The following is a 20,342-nucleotide window of genomic DNA, read 5'->3' as shown; positions in this document are numbered from 1 at the left end:
CGCTGCGATACGTTCAAGCATGCAAACGCTATTGCCCGTGTGCGGATGTCTCTCCGTTCAAGGCCTGCGTGTGCGCCGCGCCGCGTGAGCGCGGTTGGACTCAACCAGAGGATGCTTCGTCATCGCGCATAATCTGCGCCAGTGCCTGGGCAAGCTCAGTCTGTTTGAAGGGCTTGTTCAGACGCGGAAGGTCGGGTGCGACGTCATCGACATCGGCATATCCGGAGACAAGCAGGATCGGCAGGCCGGGCCGGCTCTGTTTCACCAGACGCGCGAGCTGGGCGCCGCTCATTCCCGGCATCACATGGTCGGTGATCATCACGTCCATCTCCGTTCCGCCCTCAATCAAGCTGCGGGCCTCCACGGCGGAACTTGCTTCGGTGACCGAGTACCCCAGTTCCTGCAGCATATCAGCGATAGCCAGCCTCAGGGCGGGCTCATCGTCGACGAGCAGCGCTCGGCCCACGCGCACCGCAGCGGGCGCGGTCTGGACAGGTTCCGGGCTTGCCGCAAGGGGCTCGTTGGCCACCGGAAGCCAGAGGTCGACGCGGGTGCCGAGGCCAGGCTGACTTTGAATGTCCAGCCCCCCGTGCAATTGGGCGGCGAGGCCGTGAACCATGGATAGGCCAAGGCCTGTGCCTTTGCCGATTCCCTTGGTTGAAAAGAAAGGCTCGACGGCCCGGCGCTGCGTTTCTGCATCCATTCCCATCCCGGTATCGGTCACCGAAATCACGACATAGTGTCCGGGGGGCAGGGCCGCCTGTCGGTTCTCCTCCTCCGTCCGTTCCGCAACGGCAATAGTCAGGCTGCCTCCGTCGGACATTGCGTCGCGCGCGTTCACGCAAAGGTTAAGGATTGCCATCTCGACCTGATTTGCCTCGGCGCGCGCGGGCGGAAGCCCATCTGGCAGGTTCACCTCCAGGCGCACCTGTGCTCCTACTGAGCTGGCCAGAAGGGCGTGCATGCCACGTACGACGGCCGCAATGTCGACCGGACCGGGCTTCAATGGTTGTCGTCGCGCGAACGCGAGCAAGCGCTGTATCAGCGTCCGGGCACGGTCGGCCGACTGCAGCGCACCCTCGATCAGCCGTCTCTCGCGCCCGGTGAGGTCGGTGCGCCTTGCGATCAGGTCGAGACTCCCGATGACGGGCGTGAGCAGGTTGTTGAAGTCATGGGCGACACCGCCCGTCAACTGACCCATGGCTTCCATCTTCTGGCTTTGACGCAGCGCCTCTTGCGCCAGTTCGCGCTCCGCCATGGCCACGTCGACCCGCTGCTCGAGCATGCCGAGATGCCGCGCCTCCGCGTTCTGGCGTTTCGCGCGCTCTTCTTCGAGATCGGCGAGTGTTTGCCCGCTACGCAGAGCAAGCCAAAGAAGTGGAGTTATGGTCATCACCACAAGCAGCGCCATCGCGGCACCGAGTTGCAGGAGACCCGACGTCGCGGCCTCGACCAGACAATATCCCACGAGAGGTGGAAGCAGGCCGAAAAGGAGTTGGCGTCGGGTTGTCCGGCCCGCGGGGCCTTCCAGCATGATCGCGCCGACCCACCCGCCTTCCCTTTGCGAAAGGATCGCTGCAATTGCCAGGGCCAGCACCGACACCGCGGTATTGGGCGCCATCGTCCGGAAGATGCGGAGCTCTCCGATATCCTCCGCGCCATAGGCTTGGCCGAGAAGGGCGAGGATGGACAGCAGAAACGCGCCGGCCGCGGCGACGTCGCTATGGCGCGGGCGCGCAGCAAACCAGGGCAGGTAGGTAATCCCGAGGAGGATCAGCGAAATTGCGGTACCGAGTGATCCGCGTCCCGGCGTCGGGGCTGCGCCGAACAAGTGATGCGCGATCCACGGGCTCAGCAGGTCGTTGTTGCGGAGGAGTTGGTCGATGAACGCTGCCGCACCCAGGACCATCACCGCAGTGCCCAGGATCAACGCAGCCTTACGCGAGTCTGCGGTGCGGGCGAACTGGGCTACAGAAAGCGAAAGCAGGCCGAACGCGGTCAGCGGCGACATCGCGGGCGCACTGCTCTGGATCGAATAAAACGCAGAAACACCGGTGGCGTAGCCGATGAGCGCCAGCGCAGATATCAGGAAGGCTATTGCCGTAGCCCCCAAAGTCCAGCGATTCAGCGTTGCTTTGATTGCCGTCTCCTCTGGCCCGAGACTACTGATATCCCGTGCTTTTGTCGAAGCGATACGCAAGTAGCCCCAGCGTTTAAAGTGGCCGGGGGCGCAAACGAGAACGACGCACGTTTGTGTGTGCCTGTGTTGCCGTAAGACACGTCGGCGGATCTCGCTTGTCTTTGACCCGTCTGCACCCTGCCCGGACGATTAGTTGAAAACCTCCTCGGCGGCCGACATGGGGCGCACGGTTGCCTGGCGAGGCCGATCGTCGCGGATTTCAGTCCGTCCGCTCTATCGATGTTATCTCCTGAACGGCTCGCAGGCGATGCCATCGCCGTCACCATCCATATGAGCGCCGTAGCCCGGCGTCCCACGGTGAAGGGGGGCAGCGCCCGCACGACGAGCCTCGGCGCAATTGCGATAGCTCCAGCCCGTGACCGCAGCGTTCGGCGCTGAGCCGACGTTCTGGGCGCGCGTTGTACCGGTTGAAGCCCGGACGGCTTCGCGTGGCTTCGCGACATTGCAATCCTTGCCGACCAAACCGAACTGGTCCCAATCAGAACGATAGATTGCGTGCCCGCCGGCAAGCTGGGCACAGGATAGATCTACCCCATCGACCTTTACCCGCGCCAGCGTTCGGTCATAGTGGTCTCGCCCCTGTCGATTAATCACCGCCGTGCCGCGAGACAGGGCCTCCAGCGCCCGCCTCGAGGCCAGCGGGTCGCCGGGCGCGCAATCGCGGCCTTCCTGGCAGTGGCCCGGCAATTCCGGCGCATCGATACCGATCAGGCGAATGATTTCCTTGCCACAGCGTAGCGTGTCGCCATCCACGGCCATCAGCGTGCAAGCCAGGACAAGAAAAGACATGGGGATCACCTTTGGTCACCGGCGTTAATATCGCGTTGCCGCCGCTTCGGCGGTCCTGGCGCGTTAGGTATGCATCGACGCGAAGCCATCGGAGAATGACCTGATCGAACGGTAGCTGCCGGGCTCGAGCGTTTTCCTGCGAATGCAGGTCTCGAGGCGCGTAGCTGCCAACCCGCATTGTCCGGTTATGACAGCGCCGCCGAGCCCTGGCGCGCGGCCTCGACTCCCGCTCGCGACGGAGAGGCGGAGTATCCGGCAGGGCGTCGGCTAGGCGTCCGTTTCGTCCTGGACCGCGTTTTCGATGGGGGTATCCGTGTCGCGGTGCGGCACGGCCTCGATCTCCGCGGAAGGTGTCGCTCCGGATGCCCGGCGGGCGAGCGCGGCAGAGCGTCGCTTGAGAGCCTCGAGACGCTCGTCCGCGTCACTCGCTTCGTCACCCGCCTTGATCGCCACGGCCAGATAGCGTCCCGCTGCGGCTTCCGGCTCGAAATAGGCGACCTCGGCGTCGAGGCCTTCGGTATCCGCCGTCTCGATGGTGCCCGCCGCCAGCATGTCGAAGCCGCCGCATTGGTCGAGCTTCCTCCAGCTGAAAGCCCGCGTCAGCGCGTCATAGCAATTCTGGCTGTAGACCATCGCACCGGAGAGACCCTCGGTACGGGCCACCGCCGCCAGGTGCCGGCTGGCCATCTGAATGCTAGCCGCGCTCAGCGGGGCAACGGGCGCGGGGGTCGGCGTCGCCATCGTCTCGATCTGGTTGGTGAGCGAAGGAGACGCGAAGGATTGCGCAGTCTTGTCCTCTTTGGGGGCGGAGCACATTGCGACCATCGCCACCAGTCCGATGACGCCGACTACGACGATGCATCCCGTATCGGCATTTCTGGATTGCGGTTCTGCCATCGACTTGTCCCCCGGGACCAAGACTAGGGCGGTGATGCTCGCCAGACAATAACGACTGTCGGCGGGTCTCATGCATTCCGGCGAGCTTGTGTTCTTTCGGGATGCGTAAACCCTTGTTGCACTGGTCTCTTACGACTAGCATTGTTCTCGGGGAGACGGGCATTTGGGGGTGTCGGCGACTTTCACGATTGACGCGACCTCGCGCGAGGTCGCGCTTGTGGCGGCGGACTGGATACCGCGCTTCTACCCGCTTGTCGCCATTGCCACCGCGGGCGACCGCGTGACGCTGCGTTCCGATCATTTCGACGCGGCTCGACTGGAGGCGATCTGGGCTTCGGCCCTGGCGAACGAGCAATTGCATGCGCGCGCCTCTGCCATGCGGCGGGCAGCGTTCGAGAGCCTGAGACGATGACGTTCGTTCCGCTCAGGATGCGCGCAGTGGGGGAGGGCGGTGTCCTCTGCGTCCACGATATCGGCCACTTCTTTCGCGCCGACGCGCCATTCATGACGCGGCTCGCCGGAGACCAGCTCACGTCACAGGATCGCACCTTCCTTGGCGACCACGGGCATCTGGTCGACGCGGCGGACGCACTTGGACATGCCGCCTATCTCTATGGTCTTGCCGAACGCGCTGCCCATGCCGGACCGCTCGATTACCTGATCCTCGTGCCGACGTTGCGCTGCAATCTCAGCTGCAGCTATTGTCAGGTGTCGCGCGCCGGCATCCATCAGCCCGGGTTCGACTGGAGCGAGGCGACGCTCGATGCGGTGCTCGCATTGCTCGACGGCCTGCCGGGCGAGCGGATTAAGATCGAGTTCCAGGGCGGCGAGCCGACCCTGCGCGTGGATCTGTTGCGGGCGGTGATCGATCGCTGCCGGCGCTTCGCCGAGCGCCAGTTCGTCGTCTGCACCAATCTACAGGTGCTCGACGACGATATCCTGGCGCTATTCGACGACCCGGAACTCTTTATCAGCACCTCGCTCGATGGCGACGCGTTCACGCACCAGCGCCATCGCACCGGCACCGCGGCCAGCACAGGGCAATTCCTCGACAATCTCGATCTGGTGCTCGCACGCTATGGCCCCGGGAAGATCTCTGCGCTGCCGACGATCGATCCGTTGGCGCCGCCCGACATCGATGCGCTGATCGACAGCTACGCCGCGCGCGGCCTCGACAGCATCTTCTTGCGCCCAATCAACTATCAGGGCTTCGCCCGCAAGCGGCACAGCGCTTCGCGGGAGCAGTCCGGCGGCTGGCGCGCCTATCATGAGCGCTTCGTGCGCGCGCTCATCGCCCGGAACTGGGCGGATCGCAGCCGGGTGCTCGAGGAGACCTACACCAGCATTTGCCTGCGCCGGATCTTCCAGCCGGGCGCGGACAGGCATGTCGACCTGCGTAATCCCAATCCGCTGGGGCATGACTATGTCGTCATCGACCATGACGGTGTGATCTATCCATCCGACGAGGCCCGGATGCTGTCGCGCTCGGGCGTGATCGACCTCGCGATCGGCGACGTGCATTCGGGCTGGCAGAACGCGCGGCGGGACCTGCTCAACCGCCACAACGCCAATTTCGACGACCCGGCCTGTCAGCGCTGCGCCTACCAGCCCTTTTGCGGCCGCGACCTCGTCGACGATCTCGCGCGCTATGGGCGGATCGACAAGCCGCGGCTGGAAACCGAATTCTGCCGCCGGCACCTCCACCTCTTCGATTTCCTGTTCGGGCTGATCTACGAGGACGATCCCGCGGTGCGCTATTCGCTCAGCCGCTGGCTGCGCCTCGACGGCACGCCGGATGCTCTTGGCACGGTGCACGCATGATCGAGCTTACGCTTCCTGCGGTGGCCGAGGCGTCGGAGCCGTTCGTCACGCGGTTGCGGGCAGGGCGCTGCGACGTTTCCGGAAATGACGATTCCCTGTTGTGCGGAGAGGATGACGCGGGCGTAACCTTTGCCGGAGCGCACGGGCTCCTCGCGATCGACGGGCTTTCTGCCGCCGATCTCGATGGCGACGTGGTGCTTGTCCAGCCCGATGGCGGCCGGATCGAGCGGCTGCTGCGCGCGGGGTCGCCGCACAACACGCTGCTCGTCACCGAGCGTTGCGACCAACTCTGCGTCATGTGCTCGCAGCCCCCAAAGAAGACCCATGTGGACCGCTTCGCCTTGCTCGAGCAGGCGTGCCTGCTCGCCGAACCGGACATCGTCATCGGCATCTCGGGCGGCGAGCCGACGCTCTACAAGGATGAACTGCTCGGGATGATCGAGCGAGTGCTCGCACAGCGCCCCGATCTCGCTTTCCATGTCCTCACCAACGGCCAGCACTTCGCGCAAGAGGATATCGAACGACTGCGCGATCCCGTCTACGCCCAGGTCCTTTGGGGTATCCCGCTCTATGCCCGCGCGGCCGCGCTCCATGACGCGATCGTCGGCAAGGCCGGCGCTTTCGCGCGACTGGAAGAGAGCCTCGCGCATCTTTTGCTGAGCGGGGCGCGGGTGGAATTGCGTACGGTGCTGCTCAGCGACAACCTCGCTGCCCTACCGGCATTGGCGCGCTATATCGCGACCCGGCTGCGTTTCATCCATGCCTGGTCGATCATGCAACTTGAACATGTCGGTTTCGCGCGCAATCGCTGGGCAAAGCTCTATGTCCCGCACAGTCAAGACTTCGCACCGGTGGCGGCCGCGCTCGATCATGCAAAGCTACACGGCGTGCCCGCGCGCCTGTTCAATTTTCCCCGCTGTACGGTGCCGCGGCCCTATCGCTACCTCGCCGCCGCCTCGATCTCCGACTGGAAGCGCAAATATGTTCCCGCGTGCGACGGCTGTACCGAGCGGGACGCCTGCACGGGCTTTTTCGAGTGGCATCCCGACAGCGCAACCGAGGGAGTTCATCCACTATGAGGCGAGCCCGCTTCCTGATCCCGAGCCTCTTTGCCGCGGGCTTCGGCGTCCATGAGGATTTGTCGGCGACCACGGTCCAACTGCTGTCGAGCGGCAACGGCGACCCGGATCGCCAGACCCTGTTCGACATCTTCAAGCAGGGGCACATGGTGACCCTTGCCCAGCATCGCAGCCACAGCAGTCATCGCAGCCACAGCAGTCACCGCTCGGGCGGCGGCGGTCACTATAGCCACATGAGCCATACCAGCCACCGCTCGAGCACCGGTGGCTATGATGGAGGCTATTCGTCGCCGGCCTATACGACGCCTGCCCCTTCACCGACGCCGGCACCACCGCCTACGCGTTACGTTCCGCTGCGTAGCGCACAGCCCGGGGAGGCCACTCCGCCGCGGTCCGATGCACTCCCCGCGCTGAGCGGCCGGACGGAACGGTTCAAGGCAATCGTGAAGCGCGTGCAGATTGGGTTGCTCGCCCAAGGATATTATGACGGGGCGATCGACGGGATTGTCGGGCCCGGGATGCGTGCCAGCATTCGTAAGTTCCAGAAGGCGCGGGACTTGCCCGTCACCGGAACGATCACGTCCGAGGTTCTCGACGCGTTACGCGTGTCGAGCGAGTGAGTGGCCCGCCAGCCTTCTCGCAAGGGTGACTGCTATTCGGCCGATTGCGGACTAGCCGCTTACAGTCGTGGGGTAGATAAGCGGACATTTTGAAGCGATAGGATTGACGGGGGCGGATCAACAATTGGGGGAACGCGATCGGTCTCTACCTGCGCGCGATTGGCCGAATCGCCATTCACCCCATCGGTCGTTGATTTTTACCAAAGTGAACTGTCCGCATTGTAGCCAAGTTTGCCCTGTGCGACGCTCGTCGCTTCTGGCCAGACGCGAGCGGCAGAATGCAATTAGCACGGCGCGAGTGGTTGACCACGGCGCCTTAACGTATATATTAACTCCAATGAAGCGAAGGCGAATCGATGGCGCCGCAGGGCTATGTGCAGCGGTTTACCGGCGGGATACAGGTTAGACGCGCGATCTACCTACGTGAGCGCGAATGGGCTGTCCTTATAGACCCGACCTTGGTCGATCTTCGCGCACGAGCCCGGCTGGAGAGCCTGATGCAGCATTATTGCGATCATGGGCCAATCGACATGAACGAGAAGATGTTCAAGTTCCTTGAGCATTTCAAAGCCGAGCGCCGACAGGTGCGGTTGGAGGAATTCAAGGCCGGGGCCGTCCGGCTGTTCGGCTTCGGCGCCCTGCACGCGAAGACGGCGTCGTTCTTCGTAACCGGCATGGACGCCGCGAAGAAGCAGGCGAAGGCCGATCGCACGTTGCTCGACAGCGCCGGCAAGGAAGCGATCCGCCTGAGCCAGATAGTTTGAACGATCTTTCCGATCCGGGCTCCTGCCTTTGGATCCGAACGAATGGAGACAGCAACGATGGTGCAGGATACTGCGCGAAAGACCCGTGGGCGTACGGCCCAGGCCGAAGAGAGCTATGAGGTCATCAAGGCGCAGGAAGACCTAATTGTGGATGTGCAGACCGGCATCGCGCGCGCGCTGCGCGAGCGCGGCCTCAAGCAGATCGATCTCGCAGAGAGGCTCGGCGTATCCCAAGCCCGCGTCAGCCAGATGTTCGGCGACGGAGCGCACAATCTCACGCTCAGAACACTCGCCAAAATTTATTACGTCCTTGGTGCGCGATGCCAGCTTGTCGAAGCGCCGGCCAGAAACGCCACGTCGGTCGCGGATGCCACCTGCGATGTGCCGACCGACACACCGACCGAACCAGTCGAGCTCGGCCCGGAGCAGGCGCGGTATCGCTTCCATCGTCCGGCCTCGGCGGTGCAGCTTGCAGCCAAGGCCAAGTTCGTGGTGCGCCGCGGCTGCGCGGCTCGGCCGCCGCTACTCACCCAGCACGCGGCATAACCCGATGCACGTCGTCACCTTCTATTCCTACAAGGGCGGCGTCGGCCGGACGATGGCGCTCGTCAATGTCGCGTTCGGCTTCGCCCAGGCGGGCAAGCGCGTGCTGCTGGTCGATTTCGATCTCGAGGCGCCCGGATTGCCGAGCTTCGATGCGTTTGCGGAAGCCAGAGGTCAGCGTGGGATTGTCGATCTCATTGAACAATATCGTGCGACCTCGACCGCGCCGGACATCGCGGATTTCGTCGTGCCCTGCGTACACCGAGGCCAGTCGATATGGGTGATGCCAGCGGGCGACAGTGGCGCCGCCAACTACACCGAGCGACTGAACGCGATCGACTGGGAGCGGCTGTACGACGAAGAGGAGGGCTATCTTCTCCTCGAGGATGTTCGACAGCAGTGGGCGGATTTCGAGGATCACGGGTTCGACTACGTCCTCATCGACAGTCGCACCGGCCACACTGATGTCGGCGGCATCTGCACACGCCATCTGCCCGACGCCGTCGCGATCATGTATCTCCCTAATGATCAGAACGTCGACGGGCTAGTACCGATCGTCCAGGGTATTCGGGAGGAATCGAGCGAGCGAGCCGAGCCGATCCACCTTCATTTCTGTCCTTCGAACGTGCCCTATGAATATGACGAGGACGGTATCCTCAAGGAGCTACTCGACAAGGCGAGCCTGAAACTTGGCTACAATGACGACATCGATCAGCCGGCGACGACGATTCACCATCGGACAAGTTTGGAGTTGTTGATCAAGCCGATCATCGCGATCGGCAAGCCGGGTGCATTGCTTGCCAAGGAATACAGCGATCTCCTCACAGCAATCGCTTCGCGCAACTTTGATGACCGCGACGGTGCGTTGCTTGCGCTGACAAAGATGCCTGAACGTTACAGGCGCGCGCGCGGCGCAGGCCGCGACAAGTACCGGCTGACGATCGTCAAAGATGCATCCGAGATTCTGCGACGGCATTCGAACGATCCGGACATTGCTATGGCGGCCGGCGAGATGTTTCATTTCGCGGGCGAATTTGAACGCGACATCGCCGCACGTACGATCGCCATCGAGCATGGAGCGGCAACCGCTCGGGCGTTCATGTCGCGAGGAGTGTCACGTTTCAACACCGGCCGTCGCGAGGAAGGTCGCGAAGATATGATCTCGGTGCTCAAGTCGCACGACGGGACCATCTTCGAGTTCGGTCCCGCGATGCAGGTGCTGATGTCGGATCTGAAACCTGAATCGATCGCGCTGGCAGACGAGTTGTTCCAATCGGCTAGCACGCCGATCAAGGTGAAGCAGCTCCTCGCCCAGATCCTGATGGCCGATCGTGAGAAACTGTCGCTCGTTGCAGACAAGTGTCTCGAATACGCCGATGATCTAGACCTGCGTCGAAAAGATCGCTCGGCCTTTCTCAATACCGCCCAGCTGGCGCTGATTGGCTCGCAGCGGTTTGCAGAAGCACTGGCAATGGCCGAGAGGCTCGAAACTGCCAGCACAAGTCGCGAAGGCAGACTGGCCGCTACATTTAATCGTGCGATGGCGGCATGGGGGAGCAGCGGCTCGCCCTCGGTCGAACTGTTCGGAGCGGTCGACGCCTTGATCGTAAGCGGCAGCGAAACCGATGCCAACGCCCATCAGTGCTTCGCGCTAGTGCACAGTGTCCTTGGCCGCTCGAGCCACGCGGCAGCCGAACTGGTTACGGCGGAGCGACGCCTCGTAGCGTCAAGCGGACCCGTTTTTAGCTGCTGGCGATATCTCAACATGTCGGAAGAGGATTTCGAGGCCGACCTGAATGAGATGCGCGCGACGCTCGAACGCGGTGACGCCCTAATGCCGCCATTCATCGCTAAGGCGACATCAACAAATTGAAACGCGGCCAGCGCGTCCTAGATTCATATTGCGAGGGCGGTGATTCCATGCGAAGTCGCCGTCAAGCGGAACTTCCAAGCTAACCAATGCTTAGGGATTCCATCTTATCCGTGGCCACGAAGGAGACCGAGAATGGTACACGAAACCGGAGCTGAAGACTAAGCGACGCTTCGAGGTCGCACCTTTTCGGAAACGACCAGCCCGGCGAGCGATCGCCGGGTTTTTTTTGGCCGGCATCCCGTAGCTCAAGCTCATTCCGCCGCAACGCTCTGAAAACGCAAAACTTAATATATAACTAAATTTTTCTGCACGCGGATCTTGAAACTGCTCAGACCCCCCTGTACATAACTTATATGTTAAGTGAGGTGTCTGATGGCTGACTACGACGACTTGCCGCGAGGCATTCACGTGCGCCGTGCGCTGCCCGACAACAGGCTCGGGGAGTATTGGGACGCGATTGTCGTCCCCGAGCACGTGCGCGAGCGGCTGCTTGCCCATGCAGTTCTCAACTACACGGTCCGCCCGCGGGTTTCGCGGGCCGAACTCCCGCTCCACGGCGTCATCCTGATGACGGGCGCACCGGGAACCGGCAAAACCTCGCTCGCACGTGGTCTCGCCCACCGTGTCGCGCTCGCCTTCCCCCGCCAGCGTTTCACCTTGCTGGAAGTCGAACCGCACTCGCTGACTAGTTCGGGTATGGGCAAGACGCAGCGCGCGGTCACAGACTTGTTCTCGAAGACGATCGCGGAAGCCGCAGCGACCGGGCCGACGATCGTGCTGCTCGACGAGGTCGAGACGCTCGCCGCCGACCGGTCGCGAATGAGCCTTGAGGCCAACCCGATCGACATCCACCGCGCGACCGATGCGGTGCTCATCCAGCTCGATGCCCTCGCTGAGCGCTATCCCCACCTGCTGTTCGTCGCCACCAGCAACTTCCCCGAAGCGCTCGACAGCGCCTTCACGTCGCGCTGCGACTTGGTGATGACCGTACCGCTGCCCGATGCTCCAGCGCGGCTCGAAATCCTCAAACGGTGCCTAAGGGCGCTCGGCGCCGCCTATCCGGCGATAGGCGGGCTTGCCGACGAACTTGGACTCGCCACCTGCGCTGCCGCGGGCAACGGACTTGATGCCCGCGCGATCCGCAAGGCGGTGGCGAACGCGCTGGCCAGCAATCGCGCGGTCGCGCTCGACCCCGCCAGTGTGACCATCGCGGATCTGATTCTCGCGCTGCGCCAGTCGGTCAGCGAGCGCACTGCGCGCACGGGGGTCGCATGACCGTCTATCGCCGCACCGTCACGAGCGTCCCGACGCGCAGCGCCGACGACAGCTGGCGCGTTATAGTCGATCTCCTCGCCGGCACTGGGCAGAGCGCAGCGCGCGACGAACTCCTCTCGGTGAGCGGCGTCGCCTCGTCGATCATCGCGGACATGGCCCCGCAGCACTCGGCGATCGTCTCGACGTGCAGCGGGCCGCGCACCCGCATCTATTGCGTCTACGACGATGATGCGCTCGACGCCGACACCGCGGATGAATCGCGGCTGCCGCACAACGCGGTGGAGGGCGACTGGCGCGTCTCCCTGCCCTGCCTGGGCGATGACCTCAGCTGGGTGTCGGCAGCGCTCGCCGGGCTGTCGAGCCGAATCACCGCGCGCGACGCCAGCGACAAGGGCGCCACCGACACTTCTGAGAGCGCATCGATGGACCAGTCCGCAGGCGCCGCGAGCGGGGTGATGGACATTGATCTCAAGGGGTTGTTCAGCTGATGACCAGCGTTACCGTCAACACCTATACGCACTCGGTCACCTATGTAACCGACAACATCCTCAAGAGCCTGAAGGATATCGTGCGTATGGCAGGGCTCGACCCGGCGTCGTTCGCCGCCGACTGGTCGTCCAACCACCGTGCGATCAGCACCTGGCTGTCGTCGGGCCACCTCACCAAGGTGATGCTCGACATCTATCACCCCGCCACCAACGCGCTGATCATCCGGTGGGAGATCGAGGTGGTTTACGGCTACACCGGCGACGGCGGGTTTTACACCGACACCGAGCAGCTGCGGTTCCATATTCGCAAGGCCGGCGTCGCGCCGACCGACGCGAAATACGACCTGACCCTGCGCCGCAAGCAGGGCGCCCCGCCCGTCGAAGGCTGGGGCTCCGCGACCGCGCGCAGCACCGAAGGTTTCGTGCGGCAGAGCCTAGGCTCGACGATCGAGCACAATGGGCTGGGCGCTAACGCCGCTTACTGGAGGAAACCGTGATGCTGACCATCGACGATGCGTTTCGGAAGTTCAAGAGTCGGCTAGAGCTGAACGATCGCGAGCAGGCCAATGCGTCTGTGCGGCAGAATGAGGTGCGCGACTATCTGGCTGCCAAATTCTCGATTGAGCGCAGCTTCCTGACCGGATCCTACAAGCGCCACACCAAGACGAAGCCGCTCAAGGACATCGATATCTTCTTGCAGCTTGGCAAAGCGGAGCGTCACTACCGCGACAAATCGCCGGACACCGTGATCGACGCCTTCTACGACGCCCTTGTCGAGAAATACGGCACGGCCGCCGTGCGCAAGCAGACGCGCAGCGTCAACGTCGACTTCGGAGTGGTCGCCGATGCCGAGGACAACACCGACTATCGTATCGTCAGCGTCGATGTCGTACCCGCATTCGCGTGCGATGACGACTACGAGATCCCCGACCGCGACAAAGGGACGTGGATCCTCACCAATCCCGAAACGCATGCCGCCAAAGCCACGGCTGCGCACCAAGCGCACTCGTCCGAATGGAAGGGTATCGTGCGCATGGTCAAATATTGGAATAACAACCCGAAGCACCGCGAGAAGGCGGTCAAACCGTCGTTCCTGATCGAGGTCATGGCGCTCGAATGCCTGCACGCGCCATGGGGCGGCAGCTTTGCCTATGAGCTGCAGGCATTCTTCCAGACGCTGGCCGATCGCATCGACGATGTGTGGCCCGACCCGGCTGGACTCGGACCGCCGGTCAGCGACTGCATGGACGCGAACCGCCGCGCCCGGGCGCGCACTCTCCTCGCGACGGCGAGCCGCGATGCGTCGCAAGCGATCCGCCATGCACGCGAAGGTCGTGGCGGGGACGCGCTCAAGGCGTGGCGTGCGCTCTTCGGCCCCAAATTCCCGCTGTCGTAGAGGAAAAGACCCGATGACTTGGTCCTTGAACAAGATGCTCGCTAGCCTTCACGCCGACATCGAGCGCAGGTTGCAGACGGTTCGCGACACGATCGGTCACCCGGGCGTGCTCGGCGACGGCAGCGAGGCGATCTGGCTCGAGTTGCTCGAGCGCTATCTGCCAGAACGCTACAGCGTCGCCCGCGCGCACGTGATCGACAGCCTCGACAATATCAGTCAGCAGATCGACGTAGTTGTGTTCGACCGCCAGTATACGCCGTTCATCTTTGTGGTCGAAGGCCAGAAGGTCATTCCGGCGGAAAGCGTATACGCTGTGTTCGAGGCCAAGCAGGTCGCCAACGCCGCGCATGTAAAATACGCTCAGGAGAAAACTGCATCGGTCCGGCGGCTGCACCGCACCTCGTTGCCCATCCCGCATGCCGGCGGAACGTTCGCCGCCAAGCCGCCGATCCGGATACTCGGCGGGTTGCTTACCCTCGACAGCGATTGGTCTCCCGCATTCGGTGACGCCGCGGAAAAGGCGCTAAAGGCAGATGTCGGTGACGGTGTGCTCGATCTCGGCTGCATCGCCAGCCACGGTCATTTCGTGCGCGGGGGCGACGCTTTCACCTTTTTCCCCGAAGCGAAGCCGGCGACCGCGTTCCTGTTCAAGCTCATCAGCATGCTTCAGTTCAGCGGCACGGTCCCGATGATTGACGTCGACGCCTACGCGCGCTGGCTGCAACATAGCGACTGACCGCCACGGGGACGGCATCGCATGCGAGTAACCGATTGCCACCTTAGTCCGGTTTCCCTACCGCCCAAGGAGGGTATCGTTGCATCTTGAAGGTGGCCATATTTGCATGAGCATCGGAGCAAAGGAGACTGGTAACGAGCCAAGTCCTTTCTTCGACGACAAGATCCCGCAAAGCGCCCGTTATTTCGACGTTTTTGAAGCATATTGTGTTGCGGTACTTGGCTTCGCTCACTTTGCGGAAGCTGGTGTGTCCGGGGCGTCCACCAATTATGGCCCCGCGGATCTAGCGCGCTTCGATTGCAAGCAATCTCCCGCATGCTGGCTTTGGCGGCCCTACATCACCGTTTCGGCCATCAGTCACAATGCCCGATCCGAACACATCGAAATGGGTCGCCTCGTCGCCTGCCAGCCGGACGTCGACGCGGTTTTGGGCCTCGGCGCGGTTAGTCATCTTCTGCAATCCTTCGGTCAAGCACTCGCGACGGCATTCTTCGAGCAATGTCGAGAGGAGGTTGAGCTTAAATTCGGAGCGGACGTCACCGGATGGCCCCACGTCTGGAACTTCGGCCGGACCGTTCGCAACGCTATGTCGCACGGCGGCAAGATCCACTTCCAGAACCCCGGAGCATCGCCCGTCAGTTGGAAAGGACTGACATACTCTGCCGCTGACAATGGACGGCAGATCCTGCACTCCGACCTTTGGCCGGGCGACATATTCGATCTCATTATCGAGATGGACTCTTACCTCTAGATTGTTGGCAGCTGAGCATTCCGCCTCTATCCTTTACAATAAGGTCACCACCTTGGGTCCTAAGTCCAAGAACACCGACCACACGCTGATTCCCACATTCATTGCACACAAGCACGCGTCAAAAGCCTGCGCCTAAGTCCCCTCCTGATGCTGTCGCATGATGCACGAGGACAGCGGCTGCCGTGCGCGATCCAGTTGAAACGCATGTCCGCTTTCGGGAAGCGCGAAGGCGAGGCTGAATGAGGATTAGGGCGCGTAGCGGACGTTTCGCGCCATAACCGTTATGTCGCGAAAATGCGTTCTGCCAGTCCCGTCCGAGCTCCACCCCGATTAAGGCTTCGGAGGTGTCGGCGGTCGACCACGTGGACTTCACAATACGATCGCGATCGCAGGGCCGAGATCTCTTGAACACGGGGATCGTTTGAACGCGGGGATCAGCGGAGCGTGCTCTGCCGACTTCTGCGAAGCCGGCAGGGTCCGCCAGCTTTTTTTTGCCGCGTGGCACACTCGCGCGGCCGGGGGGCGCGGCGGCGGCTGGCCCACAGGCCCGCGCGCACGCCGCCGCGACGGCCGGCCTCTCGCGAGAGTGCGCCTTGTGGGCCGCGCCTGCGGTGCGGCGGCGAGGGGAACATTGTGGAAACAGGTGCCCGCTGTTACGACTTTGATGGGGTAATGAGGAAGTAGCCGCGAACGATGCGTAACGACGTCGATCATCTCCCGACGACCCAGCAGGACGAGCTCGTGCGCGTTGTCGCGACGCTGCGCGAGGAGTTCTCCCGGGCGATCGCGATGGCCACCCAGCCGTGGAAGAAGAACGGCAAGATCCTCAAGATAATCCTGTTCGGATCCTATGCCCGCGAGGACTGGGTCGATGAGCCTGAGAACGGCTATCAGTCCGACTTCGATCTGCTGGTGATCGTCAGCCATGAGGATCTGACCGACATAGCGGACTACTGGTACGTCGCGGAGGATCTGATCCTGCACGATGCGGCGGTTGGGCGGCCGGTAAACATCATCGTGCATACGCTGAACGAAGTGAATCAGGCGCTCGAGCGGGGCGAGTATTTCTGGGTCGATATCGCCCGGGATGGCATCGCCCTGTACGAGTTGCCGAACCACGCGCTGACCGCGCCGAAGCCTTTGAAGCCGGCCGATGCGGTCGAAATGGCAGTGGGGTATTTTAATACCCAGATCCGGGCAACTGATCGGTGGATGAAGCTGGCCCTCGTGTCACAAGCCGAAAGTGATGCGGACGGCGATTGGGTACGTAACGCCGCGTTCAATTTTCACCAAGCGACTGAGACCGCTTACGCCTGCTTTCTTCTCGTATGGACGCTCTATTTCCCGCGGTCGCACAACATCAAGTTCCTGCGCTCGCTGTCGGAGGACAAGGATCATCGGTTGGTTGCCGCATGGCCGCGGGCGACGCGTATGGATCGACGCCGGTTCGAACTGTTGAAGCGGGCTTATGTCGAGGCGCGCTATTCCTCGTCCTATGAGATCGCTGCCGAGGATCTGGACGCGATTGCTGTGTCGGTGAAGCAGTTGCGCGATGTCGTCGAGCAGCTTTGCCGAGAGCGGCTGGATCAATTGCGGGCGGAAGCCGGGATTGCGAATTGAACGAGAGGCGGCGGGCGTTCCAAGGCTCGTGAGATCAGCATCGGGCGATGCTGATCTTCAGCTGTGCGACGCGGGATCTGTCCGCTGACGCTACTTTGCTCCGATTTGGATTAGTCGACGCTTGCGCGACTTGCATTGTGCCGGGCGAATCGTAGGATTCGGGTGCGCCGGTATCCGTCCGGCGCCGAGGCGTGAGAACCTCGTCTGAAAGCGTTATAGCCGGTCATGCGTGTGGCCGGGTGGCCCATGTGCATGTCCAAGCCGCTTGCGGCCAAAGACATGGGCGCATGTACTTTCAGACATGTTCTCATCACCCGGCTGTCGCCGGCCTGCCTCGAAGCGGAGAGGCGGCTGGTGGACGGTTCGGCGAATTTCCGACTTCTGGAGGGGCGGCGCCGCCGCCCGGGCCCGGCGTGAGCGGCCGGCCTGTGGCGCGTGCCGGGGAAGAGGCGGGCGAACCGCTTGCCGCGGGCGAGACGGGGGACGCGGCCGAGGACGTGGCTTCGCTGTACCGCGCCGAGGGACCGCGGCTGCTCCGCTTCTTCCGGCGCCGCACGGCAAATCCGGAGGAAGCACGGGACCTGGTCCAGGAAAGCTTCTCGCGGATGCTGGGGGCAGGGGCGGGCGCCGGGCTGATGCGGCCCGAGGCCTATCTGCGGCGGATCGGCCAGAATTTGCTGCGCGACCGGGCGAAGTTCGCGGTGCGGCGTTCGGCGGCGCTGCATATGTCCGCCGACGACGCGGTCCTCGCCGGATTGGATCAATTCCGCCTGCTCGAGACGCGCGATTTGCTTGACCGGCTGGAGCTCGCCATGCTGGAGCTGCCGCAGGAAACGCGGGAGGTTTTCATGGCGCACCGTGTCGAGGGCCTGACCTATGCCGAGATTGCCGAACGAACCGGCCTCACGTTGAAGCAGGTCGAGAAGCGTATCGCGCGTGCCATGCTGGATCTGAGCGACCTCCTCGGCTCGCGCTGATGGCATCGGAATCCGACGAGGCGGTGCGGGAGGCAGCCGCCGAATGGTTTGCGCGGATGCGGGCGCCCGATGCCGGGCGCGACCGCCGTGCCTTCGAAGCCTGGCTTGCCGAGGATTCCCGCCACCGGCGCATGTACGAACGCATGCGCGTGACCTGGGCGCAATCGCGTCTCGTCACGCACACGCCGGTCGGCCAGGCTTGGGAGGGGCTGCCACCGAGGGCCCGTTCGCGGAGCATCCCCTGGGGCTATGCGATCGCCGCGAGTATCGCTGCGCTTCTGGTCGTCGTGCTGCTGCTTGCCCATCGCGCACCGACTGGCGGGCCTGGTTCTCCGGGGCAGGAGATCGCCTCGCAGATCGGCATTCGCCATGTCCGGCTCGCGGACGGCACGCGCGTCACGCTCGACGCCGGAACCAGGCTGGCCGTGCGCTTTGTGGCGGGTGAGCGTCGGCTGATATTGCGCGCTGGCAGGGCGCGCTTCGAGGTCGCGCGCGATACCGCACGCCCCTTCATCGTGGCGGCCGGCAACCGCGAAGTCGTGGCCACGGGCACGACCTTCGACGTCTGCCTCGTAGCCGGCCGGATCGAGGTCGCGCTGCTCAGCGGCAGTGTCGATGTGCGTGGCGCAGGCGCGAGATTCCCGTCGCCGGTGCTGGCCCGTCTCGCGCCGGGGCAGAGCCTTGCACTCGATCCCGGCGCTTCGCGCGTCGCGCCCCGTCCGTCGACGCCGGACGATCTCGGCTGGGTCTGGGGGATGTTCGACTTCGACGGGGTGCCGCTGCGCGAAGTGATCGCCACCGCCAATCGCTATTCGACGCGGCACATCGCGCTCGCCGACCCGACGCTCGGCGAACTGAAGGTCACAGGCGGCTTCAAGGTCGGCGATCCCGCTGCGCTCGCCGCCGCGCTGGCGGCGGCGTTTGGGCTACAGGTCCAGGAATCGGCCGATGGCGAGCTCGTGCTTCGTCGCCTGCGCCCGGCGTCCGCTCAGAAATAGGTCGCCACGAAGTCGGCGAGCGTATCCGTCAGTCCGGCTTGCTGGATATGCTGGAGTGCTCCGGCGGAATCGGCGCCGGCGAAGGTCACGGCCTTGGCCTTGAGGCCCGGAAGTGCCGCGAACCTGGCGTTGGCGAGTTCAAGCGGCCCAAAACCGTTCCAGTCAGCTCCGCGTGCGATGGCCACCACGAGGCGGAACGCCTCTTCGTCGCTCACGATGTTCGAAAGCGGGGCATCGAGCGCGGGCGCGCCGGCGGCGAAGGGGTTCGATATATCCCATTGCGAACTGGACGCGCGCGCAAGGTAATGGGCGAACAAGCGGCCGAAGAGACCGGGCGCCCCGGCCAGAGCGGTGACAAATTCCGGTGCCTGCGGACCCTGTTCGAGGATCCAGTCGACAAATTCCTTGTAGTTGCCCGTCGCGAATGCCTCGCCAAGCTCCGCCACGATTGCGGCGAGGACATGCGCGGGGTTGCGAAGCTCGACATAGGGGACTGCCACGCCAACGGTTTGCGCATGCGCGAGCAGCAGGGCCCGTACCCGCACCCGCGTTCCGGGCTTCAGGCCATCGAGGAGCCGGGGGTCGCTCGTGGTCAGGGTCGAGACCAGCGTCGCATGGGTATCGTCGGCCGTCTTCGCATCGAGGAATTGTTTGACGATCAACGCGCGGATCGAGGGTTCCTTGCGGTTCGCCAGTGCGAGCAGGAACCGGCGGGCGTTCTTTGCCGCATCGGGCTGGGCGCCCTCGATCGCGCCGAGGAGCTTCGCAATCAGCTGGGGCATCGCCGCCGCGTCGAGATTCTCGGTCTCCTGATCGACGATGAGCTTGATGTCTCCGAGCTGCGAACCGGGAAAGAAATTCGGTCCGTCGAGCCGGTCTACGATATTTTGTACCAGCACCGAGGTTTGTCGGATGGGTTTCGACAGAAATTTCTGAATGGCCTCGGAAAAGACGAACCGCGCTTCCTCCGCCGTGACCTTGTGCCCCGAGGGATGCGCCGCCTTGTTACGCTGTTTGTTGAGTTGCTCGAGAATGTCCGCCTCGAGCTGCGTGATGATTGCCGCCGTCTTCATTTGTTGGACCAGCGACAACTCGAAGACTTTCTGGGCCGATGCCAGCGGCTCGATGGCGGCGGAAACCGCCTTGGCCGCTGAATTGACCGGAGCCAGCGCCAGCAAACGCTGCCGCAGCCCTTCGAACAGGGCGGTGTGCACCAGCACCACGCAGCCGCGATAGGCTCCTGCGCCGTAGCAGACCATCGCTTCACGCAGATAATCGCGGATTTCGGACTCGGGGACGGTCGCGAGCAATTCCTCCATATCGGTCAAGCCCGCCATCCAGTCCTCCTTGTATGATGGCGCCGCCGCGCCTCGATGCCCGCCTGCCGCAGCATATTCGCGCGGCTGCGTACATGGGCGCCGCGGAAATATTTGGTTCGTGCCGGGGGGAATTCCCGTCGCTGTCGTCATGCACCCCATCGAGACCGCCGCGAAGGCGGCCGGCTGGGGGAGAGAC

20 protein-coding genes are annotated in these 20,342 nt (G+C 63.4%); 16 read left to right on the top strand and 4 right to left on the bottom strand.

Features of this window, described 5'->3' with window-relative positions:
* Nucleotides 1–100: 100 nt before the first annotated feature.
* The 3 genes from BR78_RS20770 to BR78_RS0102265 all read right to left on the bottom strand — a co-directional run bounded on the left by BR78_RS20770 (nucleotide 101) and on the right by BR78_RS0102265 (nucleotide 3,886).
* Nucleotides 101–2,200 (bottom strand): ATP-binding protein, encoded by a 2,100-nt coding sequence (locus BR78_RS20770; RefSeq protein ID WP_231478079.1) that lies wholly within the window; start codon nucleotides 2,198–2,200, stop codon nucleotides 101–103.
* Nucleotides 2,201–2,422: 222 nt separating this feature from the next.
* Nucleotides 2,423–2,989: a thermonuclease family protein gene (locus BR78_RS22075; RefSeq protein ID WP_231478078.1), complete on the bottom strand. Its 567-nt coding sequence runs from the start codon at nucleotides 2,987–2,989 to the stop codon at nucleotides 2,423–2,425.
* A 267-nt stretch (nucleotides 2,990–3,256) separates the two neighbouring features.
* Nucleotides 3,257–3,886 (bottom strand): hypothetical protein, encoded by a 630-nt coding sequence (locus BR78_RS0102265; protein WP_156022183.1) that lies wholly within the window; start codon nucleotides 3,884–3,886, stop codon nucleotides 3,257–3,259.
* Nucleotides 3,887–4,049: 163 nt separating this feature from the next.
* On the opposite strand from BR78_RS0102265, the gene BR78_RS0102255 reads away from it, so the two are divergent.
* The 16 genes from BR78_RS0102255 (at nucleotide 4,050) to BR78_RS20765 (ending at nucleotide 18,827) form a co-directional block, all read left to right on the top strand.
* A complete protein-coding gene (locus BR78_RS0102255; protein ID WP_029934565.1) occupies nucleotides 4,050–4,298 on the top strand; it encodes a hypothetical protein in 249 nt (82 codons plus the stop codon).
* Nucleotides 4,295–5,707: a radical SAM protein gene (locus BR78_RS0102250; RefSeq protein ID WP_029934562.1), complete on the top strand. Its 1,413-nt coding sequence runs from the start codon at nucleotides 4,295–4,297 to the stop codon at nucleotides 5,705–5,707. The genes BR78_RS0102255 and BR78_RS0102250 overlap by 4 nt, the downstream gene beginning before the upstream one ends.
* Complete coding sequence (gene hxsC, locus BR78_RS0102245; protein WP_029934560.1) at nucleotides 5,704–6,786, top strand: His-Xaa-Ser system radical SAM maturase HxsC; 1,083 nt, start codon at nucleotides 5,704–5,706, stop codon at nucleotides 6,784–6,786. Before BR78_RS0102250 ends, hxsC begins: the two co-directional genes overlap by 4 nt.
* Nucleotides 6,783–7,406 (top strand): peptidoglycan-binding protein, encoded by a 624-nt coding sequence (locus tag BR78_RS0102240; protein ID WP_029934558.1) that lies wholly within the window; start codon nucleotides 6,783–6,785, stop codon nucleotides 7,404–7,406. The genes hxsC and BR78_RS0102240 overlap by 4 nt, the downstream gene beginning before the upstream one ends.
* A gap of 356 nt (nucleotides 7,407–7,762) precedes the next feature.
* The gene (locus tag BR78_RS0102235; protein ID WP_156022182.1) at nucleotides 7,763–8,170 is read left to right on the top strand and encodes a hypothetical protein; all 408 of its coding nucleotides are present in this window, start codon (nucleotides 7,763–7,765) and stop codon (nucleotides 8,168–8,170) included.
* 57 nt (nucleotides 8,171–8,227) lie between these two features.
* Nucleotides 8,228–8,716, top strand: coding sequence for a helix-turn-helix domain-containing protein (locus BR78_RS0102230; protein WP_029934556.1), 489 nt, complete (start codon nucleotides 8,228–8,230; stop codon nucleotides 8,714–8,716).
* A 4-nt stretch (nucleotides 8,717–8,720) separates the two neighbouring features.
* Nucleotides 8,721–10,586 carry a ParA family protein gene (locus BR78_RS0102225; protein ID WP_029934555.1) on the top strand — a complete coding sequence of 622 codons (1,866 nt, stop codon included), beginning with the start codon at nucleotides 8,721–8,723 and terminating at the stop codon, nucleotides 10,584–10,586.
* A 372-nt stretch (nucleotides 10,587–10,958) separates the two neighbouring features.
* Nucleotides 10,959–11,861, top strand: coding sequence for an AAA family ATPase (locus BR78_RS0102220; protein ID WP_037565884.1), 903 nt, complete (start codon nucleotides 10,959–10,961; stop codon nucleotides 11,859–11,861).
* Nucleotides 11,858–12,349: a hypothetical protein gene (locus BR78_RS0102215; RefSeq protein ID WP_029934551.1), complete on the top strand. Its 492-nt coding sequence runs from the start codon at nucleotides 11,858–11,860 to the stop codon at nucleotides 12,347–12,349. The genes BR78_RS0102220 and BR78_RS0102215 overlap by 4 nt, the downstream gene beginning before the upstream one ends.
* A complete protein-coding gene (locus BR78_RS0102210; RefSeq protein ID WP_029934549.1) occupies nucleotides 12,349–12,846 on the top strand; it encodes a hypothetical protein in 498 nt (165 codons plus the stop codon). The genes BR78_RS0102215 and BR78_RS0102210 overlap by 1 nt, the downstream gene beginning before the upstream one ends.
* Nucleotides 12,846–13,745, top strand: coding sequence for a CBASS oligonucleotide cyclase (locus tag BR78_RS0102205; RefSeq protein WP_029934544.1), 900 nt, complete (start codon nucleotides 12,846–12,848; stop codon nucleotides 13,743–13,745). The genes BR78_RS0102210 and BR78_RS0102205 overlap by 1 nt, the downstream gene beginning before the upstream one ends.
* A gap of 34 nt (nucleotides 13,746–13,779) precedes the next feature.
* Nucleotides 13,780–14,481, top strand: coding sequence for a DUF6602 domain-containing protein (locus BR78_RS0102200; RefSeq protein WP_269320203.1), 702 nt, complete (start codon nucleotides 13,780–13,782; stop codon nucleotides 14,479–14,481).
* A 106-nt stretch (nucleotides 14,482–14,587) separates the two neighbouring features.
* Nucleotides 14,588–15,232, top strand: a complete 645-nt coding sequence (locus tag BR78_RS0102195; protein ID WP_029934542.1) for a hypothetical protein — start codon at nucleotides 14,588–14,590, stop codon at nucleotides 15,230–15,232.
* Nucleotides 15,233–15,925: 693 nt separating this feature from the next.
* On the top strand, nucleotides 15,926–16,852 hold the full coding sequence (locus BR78_RS0102190) for a HEPN domain-containing protein (RefSeq protein ID WP_029934541.1): 927 nt from the start codon (nucleotides 15,926–15,928) through the stop codon (nucleotides 16,850–16,852).
* A 413-nt stretch (nucleotides 16,853–17,265) separates the two neighbouring features.
* On the top strand, nucleotides 17,266–17,829 hold the full coding sequence (locus BR78_RS0102185; protein ID WP_231478077.1) for an RNA polymerase sigma factor: 564 nt from the start codon (nucleotides 17,266–17,268) through the stop codon (nucleotides 17,827–17,829).
* Complete coding sequence (locus BR78_RS20765; RefSeq protein ID WP_051683152.1) at nucleotides 17,829–18,827, top strand: FecR family protein; 999 nt, start codon at nucleotides 17,829–17,831, stop codon at nucleotides 18,825–18,827. The genes BR78_RS0102185 and BR78_RS20765 overlap by 1 nt, the downstream gene beginning before the upstream one ends.
* On the opposite strand, the gene BR78_RS0102175 is transcribed toward BR78_RS20765, so the two are convergent.
* Nucleotides 18,818–20,296 (bottom strand): hypothetical protein, encoded by a 1,479-nt coding sequence (locus BR78_RS0102175; protein WP_231478076.1) that lies wholly within the window; start codon nucleotides 20,294–20,296, stop codon nucleotides 18,818–18,820. The two genes, BR78_RS20765 and BR78_RS0102175, sit on opposite strands and share 10 nt — an antisense overlap.
* Nucleotides 20,297–20,342 lie beyond the last annotated feature (46 nt).

The sequence above is a fragment of the Sphingomonas sp. UNC305MFCol5.2 genome, from assembly GCF_000712135.1.
Taxonomy (GTDB): domain Bacteria; phylum Pseudomonadota; class Alphaproteobacteria; order Sphingomonadales; family Sphingomonadaceae; genus Sphingomonas.
The sequence above is the reverse complement of the archived record's forward strand: the minus strand, read 5'-3'. Positions and strand labels throughout refer to the sequence as shown.

What these genes read in the sequence shown, in the direction of transcription:
- BR78_RS22075 (WP_231478078.1), bottom strand. Translation starts at nt 2,989, where the DNA reads ATGTCTTTTCTTGTCCTGGCTTGCACGCTGATGGCCGTGGATGGCGAC.
- BR78_RS0102265 (WP_156022183.1), bottom strand. Translation starts at nt 3,886, where the DNA reads ATGGCAGAACCGCAATCCAGAAATGCCGATACGGGATGCATCGTCGTA.
- BR78_RS0102250 (WP_029934562.1), top strand. Translation starts at nt 4,295, where the DNA reads ATGACGTTCGTTCCGCTCAGGATGCGCGCAGTGGGGGAGGGCGGTGTC.
- hxsC (WP_029934560.1), top strand. Translation starts at nt 5,704, where the DNA reads ATGATCGAGCTTACGCTTCCTGCGGTGGCCGAGGCGTCGGAGCCGTTC.
- BR78_RS0102240 (WP_029934558.1), top strand. Translation starts at nt 6,783, where the DNA reads ATGAGGCGAGCCCGCTTCCTGATCCCGAGCCTCTTTGCCGCGGGCTTC.
- BR78_RS0102235 (WP_156022182.1), top strand. Translation starts at nt 7,763, where the DNA reads ATGGCGCCGCAGGGCTATGTGCAGCGGTTTACCGGCGGGATACAGGTT.
- BR78_RS0102230 (WP_029934556.1), top strand. Translation starts at nt 8,228, where the DNA reads ATGGTGCAGGATACTGCGCGAAAGACCCGTGGGCGTACGGCCCAGGCC.
- BR78_RS0102225 (WP_029934555.1), top strand. Translation starts at nt 8,721, where the DNA reads ATGCACGTCGTCACCTTCTATTCCTACAAGGGCGGCGTCGGCCGGACG.
- BR78_RS0102220 (WP_037565884.1), top strand. Translation starts at nt 10,959, where the DNA reads ATGGCTGACTACGACGACTTGCCGCGAGGCATTCACGTGCGCCGTGCG.
- BR78_RS0102215 (WP_029934551.1), top strand. Translation starts at nt 11,858, where the DNA reads ATGACCGTCTATCGCCGCACCGTCACGAGCGTCCCGACGCGCAGCGCC.
- BR78_RS0102210 (WP_029934549.1), top strand. Translation starts at nt 12,349, where the DNA reads ATGACCAGCGTTACCGTCAACACCTATACGCACTCGGTCACCTATGTA.
- BR78_RS0102205 (WP_029934544.1), top strand. Translation starts at nt 12,846, where the DNA reads ATGCTGACCATCGACGATGCGTTTCGGAAGTTCAAGAGTCGGCTAGAG.
- BR78_RS0102200 (WP_269320203.1), top strand. Translation starts at nt 13,780, where the DNA reads ATGCTCGCTAGCCTTCACGCCGACATCGAGCGCAGGTTGCAGACGGTT.
- BR78_RS0102195 (WP_029934542.1), top strand. Translation starts at nt 14,588, where the DNA reads ATGAGCATCGGAGCAAAGGAGACTGGTAACGAGCCAAGTCCTTTCTTC.
- BR78_RS0102190 (WP_029934541.1), top strand. Translation starts at nt 15,926, where the DNA reads ATGCGTAACGACGTCGATCATCTCCCGACGACCCAGCAGGACGAGCTC.
- BR78_RS20765 (WP_051683152.1), top strand. Translation starts at nt 17,829, where the DNA reads ATGGCATCGGAATCCGACGAGGCGGTGCGGGAGGCAGCCGCCGAATGG.
- BR78_RS0102175 (WP_231478076.1), bottom strand. Translation starts at nt 20,296, where the DNA reads ATGACGACAGCGACGGGAATTCCCCCCGGCACGAACCAAATATTTCCG.